Annotated in this window: 7 protein-coding genes; all 7 read left to right on the forward strand. The window is 64.5% G+C overall.

Annotated features, from left to right (window positions below; all coding sequences use genetic code 11):
• Positions 1-786, forward strand: coding sequence for a septum site-determining protein MinD (gene minD, locus VMD91_12270; protein ID HTW84839.1), 786 nt, complete (start codon positions 1-3; stop codon positions 784-786).
• On the forward strand, positions 787-1,623 hold the full coding sequence (minD, locus tag VMD91_12275; GenBank protein ID HTW84840.1) for a septum site-determining protein MinD: 837 nt from the start codon (positions 787-789) through the stop codon (positions 1,621-1,623).
• Positions 1,623-2,075: a cell division topological specificity factor MinE gene (minE, locus tag VMD91_12280; GenBank protein ID HTW84841.1), complete on the forward strand. Its 453-nt coding sequence runs from the start codon at positions 1,623-1,625 to the stop codon at positions 2,073-2,075. Before minD (VMD91_12275) ends, minE begins: the two co-directional genes overlap by 1 nt.
• Before the next feature lie 141 nt (positions 2,076-2,216).
• Positions 2,217-2,687: a hypothetical protein gene (locus tag VMD91_12285; GenBank protein ID HTW84842.1), complete on the forward strand. Its 471-nt coding sequence runs from the start codon at positions 2,217-2,219 to the stop codon at positions 2,685-2,687.
• A gap of 997 nt (positions 2,688-3,684) precedes the next feature.
• Positions 3,685-4,806, forward strand: a complete 1,122-nt coding sequence (gene rodA, locus VMD91_12290) for a rod shape-determining protein RodA (GenBank protein HTW84843.1) — start codon at positions 3,685-3,687, stop codon at positions 4,804-4,806.
• Positions 4,807-5,072: 266 nt separating this feature from the next.
• Entirely contained in the window at positions 5,073-5,390 is a 318-nt protein-coding gene (locus VMD91_12295) for a hypothetical protein (protein ID HTW84844.1), read from the forward strand.
• Positions 5,391-5,699: 309 nt separating this feature from the next.
• Positions 5,700-6,619, forward strand: a 920-nt coding sequence (locus VMD91_12300) for a ribonuclease E/G (GenBank protein ID HTW84845.1), incomplete at its 3' end; no start/stop codon positions are given.

Below are 6,619 nucleotides of genomic sequence, written 5' to 3' on the forward strand. Positions count from 1 at the left end.
ATGGCAGCACGTCGAATCGTCGTTACGTCCGGGAAGGGTGGCGTTGGCAAGACGACCACCACTGCGAACGTCGGTGCGGCGCTCGCGCAGCGCGGGCATCGGGTGGTGCTGGTCGACGCCGACATCGGGCTGCGCAACCTCGATCTGGTGCTGGGCGTCGAGAAGCGGATCGTCTTCGATCTGGTCGAGGTCGTCGAAGGCCGCTGTCAACTGCGCCAAGCGCTGATCAAGGACAAGCGCATCGAGAACCTGGCCATTCTGCCGGCGGCGCAGACGCGCGACAAGACCGCCGTCAGCGAGCTGCAGTTCGCCGACGTCGTCACGCAGCTGGGCGAGCTGTGCGACTACGTGCTGATCGACTGCCCGGCCGGGATCGAGCACGGCTTCCGCAACGCGATCGCCGGCGCGACCGAAGCCGTCGTCGTCACCACGCCCGAGGTCAGCGCGATCCGCGACGCCGACCGCGTGATCGGCAAGCTGCGCGAGCGCGGGCTCTCGTTGCGGGTGATCGTGAACCGCATCCGGCCCGAGATGGTGCGCAGCGGCGACATGCTCTCGGTCGACGACGTGACCGACATCCTCTCGGCGGAGCTGCTCGGCATCGTCCCCGACGACGCCGAGATCATCGACACGACCAACCGCGGCGAGCCGGTCGTGCTCAACGTCGAGTCGCGCTTGGCCGCCATCTACACCAAGATCGCGCGCCGGCTCGAGGGCGAGGTCGTGCCGTTCACCGCGCTCAACCCGCCGGGGTTCTTCGAGCGCATCTTCGGGAAGGCCGGATAGATGCTCCACGACGTGATCCCCCAGGAGGCCGCCGCGCCCGACGCGCCGGCCAAGCCGCGCGGTCGCGCGATCGTCGTGACCAGCGGCAAGGGCGGCGTGGGCAAGACGACGACCACGGCCAACGTCGGCGCCGCGCTGGCGGCGGCCGGCGCGTCGGTCGTCCTGGTCGACGCCGACGTCGGGCTGCGCAACCTCGACATCGTCATGGGGCTCGAAGCGCGCGTGCGCCATCACGTCCTCGACGTGCTCGAGAACAAGGCGACGCTGGACGAGGCGCTGGTGACCGACAAGCGCGTCCCGCAGCTCAAGCTGCTGGCGGCCGCGCAGACGCGCGAGAAGGACGACGTCGACACCGCCGCGTTCCGCGCGCTGATCGACTCGCTGCGCTCGCGCTTCGACTACGTGCTGATCGACTGTCCGGCCGGCATCGAGATGGGCTTCGCCAACGCGATCGTCGGCGCCGACGAAGCGATCGTCGTGTGCACGCCGGAGGTCTCGGCGGTGCGCGACGCCGATCGCGTCGTCGGACTGCTCGGCGACACGCGCAAGGTGCACTTGATCGTCAACCGCCTGCGCCCGGAGCTGGTGCGCAAGGGCAAGATGCTCTCGGTCGAGGACGTCAACGCGATCCTGCGGCTGCCGCTGCTGGGCATCATCGCCGACGCGCCCGACGTGATCGTCTCGACCAACAAGGGCGAACCGGTCGCGCTCGACGCCGCCTCGCCGGTCGGCTCCGCCTACCGCGCCATCGCCGAGCGGATCAGCGGCGCGCGCACCGACGCGCCCGCGATCCCGCGCGAGCGCTCGTTCTTCGACAAGCTGTTCGGGAGCCGTTGATGTTCGAGTTCATCAAGAAGCTGTTCGGTCCCGAGCCCTCGAGCGTCACCGCGCGCGAGCGCTTGCGGCTGGTGCTCCTCTCCGACCACCTCTCGCTCGCGCCCGACGTCGTCGAGTCGCTCAAGGGCGACCTGATCGAGGTGATCTCGCGCTACTGCGAGGTCGACGTCGCCAACTGCGACGTCACCTTCGAGCAACAAGACAAACAGGTCGCGATGCTCGCCAACATTCCCATCTTGGGGATGCGCAGCCGCCAGGCACCGCGCACCCCCGAGCCGCCACCCGCCCCGGCGCCGCCGCCGGTGAGCTCGACGCCGGCCGCCGCGCAGTCCACGGCGCACCCGGCGCCGAGCCCGCCGAAAGCCGGCGGCGCCGGGGCGGGCGCGCCGCGCCGCCGCCGTCGGCGCAAGTCCGGCGGCGTCGCGCCCAACGCCGCACCGCAAGCGACATAGCGGCACGGTTCTCTGCTGGCATTGCGAATGGACTCTAGCCGAGAACTGGACGGAGCGATTAGTGCTGCTGGCGATCTTCAAATCGCGGTAGCGCGAACGCGCGAAGTCATCGTCGAATTGGCGTCGCAAATTGAGGTCCTGATGAACGAGCTGCCCGAAGCCGGCGTTCGCGCGCTCCTCCTTCAGGTGCGTGTCGTCTTGCGTGGGACGCCGACGGTCGAGCCTGGACCTGGAAAGGTACAGATCGAATATCTTCCAGCGGCGGACGAGGGCGAGTTCGATGTACGTCCTGGTGCTACAGCCCTCTACCTCGAAGCGTTAGGAATGGGCCGTGATCGTTTTTACCTGGAGGTACGATCGAGTCCGGGACAAATCGTGCTCGCCACCTCATCCCTTGAGAGCGTTGAGACTTGGCTTAGTCGAGTGCGTGGCATTCTGCTAGACGCAAACGGCGATGTTCGCCTGGTCAATCAATGGATCGATGAAGTCAAGGGTGAAGTGAAAACCGCTCTCGGCCCGAGTGCAACCGAATTACTCACGGCATTCTTAACTGGATTGCGGATAGAGCTTCAATCGCGTTCGCGCTTTAATCGGGCCGTTGACCTCGCGTGACCTTGAGGCCATTTATCCCCAGACGCGGTCGCTGGGCTGCTAATGTGAATCCTTGTAAGTCGAGCTGCCTTGCTACTCAGCTTTGAGCAATGTCTAGAACTCTTCGCGATCTGATCAATCTGGCAACTGCAGCAGCAGCTGCCCTGGAACGCGTTCTCGCGGTAACATCACCAGGTCCCCCTCAGGTCGAAATCGCGTCCGACGAAGATGCAACAGTAGACGCCGATATTCGCTATCTCGCGGAAACCTTCGAGAGAGTAAACGAGAAGCACATCGATGAGATTAGAAGTTTTGATGCTCTAAACGGAGTCGTACTAGCGGCGATCTTTGGTATCTTTCTTTACTTTCTCGATAAGGATCAGTGGCTATTGTTGATATCCTTAGTGGCCCCGGCGTCGATTACCATTTGGAACTTCCGAGGCCGAGTAGCATTTTCACCGGACCCGGCACTTTTCGAGCCCCTCTTCGCTGAGGATCCGTCTGACGCGATGAAAGTGCTTATTGAGAACCACAAGCGCGACATTACTAAGAACGCGCGCCTGCGAAATCGGAAGCGTCAAGGCTTTACTTTAGCGCTGGCCGCGTTGTTTGCCGTAGCTATTGCCGCTGCCGGGTCGAAGGAGGTACAATCTATGTCAGCCCATGAAGCCCAAAGATCGCATCGAGTCGCTTGCCAGTCAGATTCTCAGTGCCAAGCGAGCAAGCAAGACAACCAAGGCGGCGGGCCAGGCTCTCGACCGAGGGTTGGTAGTGCCCAAAGGCCTTAGATCTTTGGACCTTCAGCCACGCCGATTCGTTGACGTCAGCTTTGACCTAAATATTGGGCCCACTGGCACGAAGAAGCCAGGCCTGAAGCACTAGTCCGAACGCTCTGAGTCGCGCTGACCAAGCAAACGAGGTCCTGACGTTGGCACTCTCGGTGTCTCGGGGCGTCTTTGTGGTACGCGCGGAAGCGTACCGCTCGCGGCCCGGCCTTTCGTGGCGCGGGTAGAATAGCGTGGAACGTCCCTGGTATACGCGGTTCAATTGGCCGCTCGCGATCGCACCGATCCTCACCACGATCCTGGGCATCGTGTTCATTCGCTCGGCGACGCTGCACGATCGCGGCGCGGGCGGCGAGTGGCGCAATCAGATCGTCTACGCGCTGATCGGCATCGCGCTGATGGTCGGCTTGGCGTTCGTCGACTATCGCGTCTGGAAACGCTGGGCGATCCCGCTCTACTTCATCACACTCGCGCTGCTGGTGTTCATCACCGTCAAAGGGCAGTCTGCGCTTGGCGCGGCGCGCTGGATCCGCATCGGCAGCTTCCAGTTCCAGCCCTCCGAGCCGGCCAAGGTTGTGCTGGCGATCGCGATCGCGGCGCTGCTGTGCCGCGGCAACTACCGCAAGATCCAAGAGCTGTGGCTGCCGCTCTTGGCGGTGGCGGTCCCGGCCGTGCTGATCCTCAAGCAGCCGGACCTGGGCACGACGCTGGTGATCGGCGCGATCCTGACGGCCGAGCTGTACTTCGGCCTACCGAACCTGCTCGACTTCGGATTGTTCGTCGGCGGAATCGTCGCCGCGGCGGCCTACGTGCTCACCAGCGCGCACTTGCTCAAGCCGTTCCAGCGCGCGCGCCTGCTGGTGTTCCTCGATCCCAAGCTCGATCCGCAAGGCGTCGGCTACAACCTCAACCAGTCGACGATCGCGGTCGGCAGCGGCGAGTGGTTCGGCAAGGGCCTCTTCCACGGCACGCAGACGCAGCTGGCGTTCGTGCCGGAGAACTCGCGCGACTTCATCTTCACCGCGCTGGGCGAAGAGTGGGGCTTCGCCGGCGCGCTGCTGCTGCTGGCGCTCTACGCGGTCGGCCTGGGTGCCGCGGTGAAGGCCGTCTTCGCCGCGCAGGACCGCTTCGGGATGCTGCTGGCGGTCGGGCTGATCACGCTGCTGGCCTTCCACGTCGTCGTCAACGTCGGCATGACGATCGGGATCATGCCGATCACCGGCATCCCGCTGCCGTTCATGTCCTACGGCGGCAGCGCGCTGATGACCGACTACGTCGCGGTCGGCATCCTGCTCAACATCGTGCTGCAGAAGGACGCCCTGGTCTTCGGGGACGCCCCGGCCCGCCGGGCCTAATTATTGATTCGTGCCCAGTTTCGAGTGAGCCGAGACGTTACTGCGATCGCAGACGTGTGATGCTAGAAATTTTCATCGCAGGCGCTCTCGCGCTGTCAGCTGCTGGTACCGCAGCGGCTGACAGCGGTCCCCGGGGAGGTAAGGCTGCGATCTCCGTCTCAGGGGCGCATTGCGGAAAGTGCAGCAGTACGCGGGGTAGAGCCGTAGCCAAAGAGCTCAACGCGCTCGTTGCAGCGAACAAGTGGCCGACGCGCCCGTGCGCGTGTTTGCTCGAAACCTCGGCGCAGATCTTCGCTGAGGTGCCGACAACGGAACGAGTTGATCGTCGCGCGGGCTTCAAGGGTGCCTTCGAACGGATGGATATGATCCACCTGACCACGCCGATGCGCGTACGATTGCCCATCCATCCGGGACGCTCGACGGTCGTTACCGACGTGATCGTCGGCGTTCATTTTCTGCCGGGCTATCACGTGCATACGGACGTTTGGCTGGGATCGTTCGACGCGCGAACGCATCGGACGCTCTACGAGGACCAGATCATCCCGGGCGACCCATTTCGCCTGGCAAGCGGCGAGTGCGGCTAAAGGCTGCCGCAGCGGCGAGCCCACGTGCGGCTTCCCGTGCCGTCGCTCGCTTGCTCGACCGCCCAGCCGCAAAGGACCACCGGGGCGCCGCCCTGAAGCCGCTACTACGGAAGACACCGTGAGGTGATCGTGCGGGCCTACGGGGCTCGCGCTGGATCGTCCGGCCGGCTTCCACCAGAATTTTTCCGAATTTCTCAACCAAGTGGACGCACGCGTCCGCCTGCGAGGCCCGCTCGATGACGCTCTGCGCTGTCGCGATGTGCCCGCGGACGAGGGCTGCGGGCGTCCGAGAGAGGCCAGCACACTCCATTGTCCACCGACATCCTCATCTCGAGCGATCCGTGGGAAAACCGCGTCGCGATCCTCGAGGAAGGTCGTCTCGCCGAAATCTACGTCGAGCGCGAAGAGCGCGTCATCGGCTCCATCTACAAGGGCAAGGTCGTCAACGTCTTGCCGGGGATGGGTGCCAGTTTCGTCGACATCGGTCTCGGTCGTAACGCGTTTCTCTACGTCGACGACATCAACAAGACGCCGCTGAACATCGGCGACGTCGAAGTCACCTCCGGCCGCAGCGGCTATACGATCACCGAGAAGGTCAGCCGCGGCGACGACGTCCTGGTGCAGATCGTCAAGGAGCCGCGCGGCCTCAAGGGCGCGCGCGTCTCGACCAACATCTCGCTCCCGGGCCGCTACCTGATCTTGATGCCGACGGGGCGCTTCAGCGGCGTCTCGCGCAAGATCGAGTCGGCCGACGAGCGCAACCGGCTCAAGACGATCATGAAGGCGATCCGTCCCGAAGGGATGGCGACCGTCGTGCGCACGGCGGCGGCCGGCGTCTCCAACGCCGAGCTGATCGCCGACCTCGGCGTGCTGATCCGCATGTGGCACGGGATCCTCGAGCAGTTCAAGGCGCTGCCGGCGCCGGCGTTGCTGCACAAGGACATGAACCTCGTCTACAAGACGGCACGCGACTTCATCACCCCGCAAGTGCAGAACGTCTGGCTCGACGATCCGACGGAGCTCGAGGACGTGCGCGACTTCATGCGCATGCTCGGCCCGCAGTACGTCGAGCGCATCAAGTATTACGAGGGCGGGAAGCGGCTTTTCGCCGACTTCAAGATCGACGACGAGATCGCGCGCTTGATGAAGCCGACGGTGAAGCTGCCCTCGGGCGGCTCGATCGTGATCGAGTCGACCGAAGCGCTGACCGTCGTCGACGTCAACTCCGG

Origin of the sequence: Candidatus Sulfotelmatobacter sp., from assembly GCA_035504415.1 — a bacterium.
GTDB lineage: Bacteria > Vulcanimicrobiota > Vulcanimicrobiia > Vulcanimicrobiales > Vulcanimicrobiaceae > Vulcanimicrobium.

Bases quoted from the DNA above. Each gene is read 5' to 3' on its own strand.
- minD (HTW84839.1), top strand. From the start codon at position 1: ATGGCAGCACGTCGAATCGTCGTTACGTCCGGGAAGGGTGGCGTTGGC.
- minD (HTW84840.1), top strand. From the start codon at position 787: ATGCTCCACGACGTGATCCCCCAGGAGGCCGCCGCGCCCGACGCGCCG.
- minE (HTW84841.1), top strand. From the start codon at position 1,623: ATGTTCGAGTTCATCAAGAAGCTGTTCGGTCCCGAGCCCTCGAGCGTC.
- VMD91_12285 (HTW84842.1), top strand. From the start codon at position 2,217: ATGAACGAGCTGCCCGAAGCCGGCGTTCGCGCGCTCCTCCTTCAGGTG.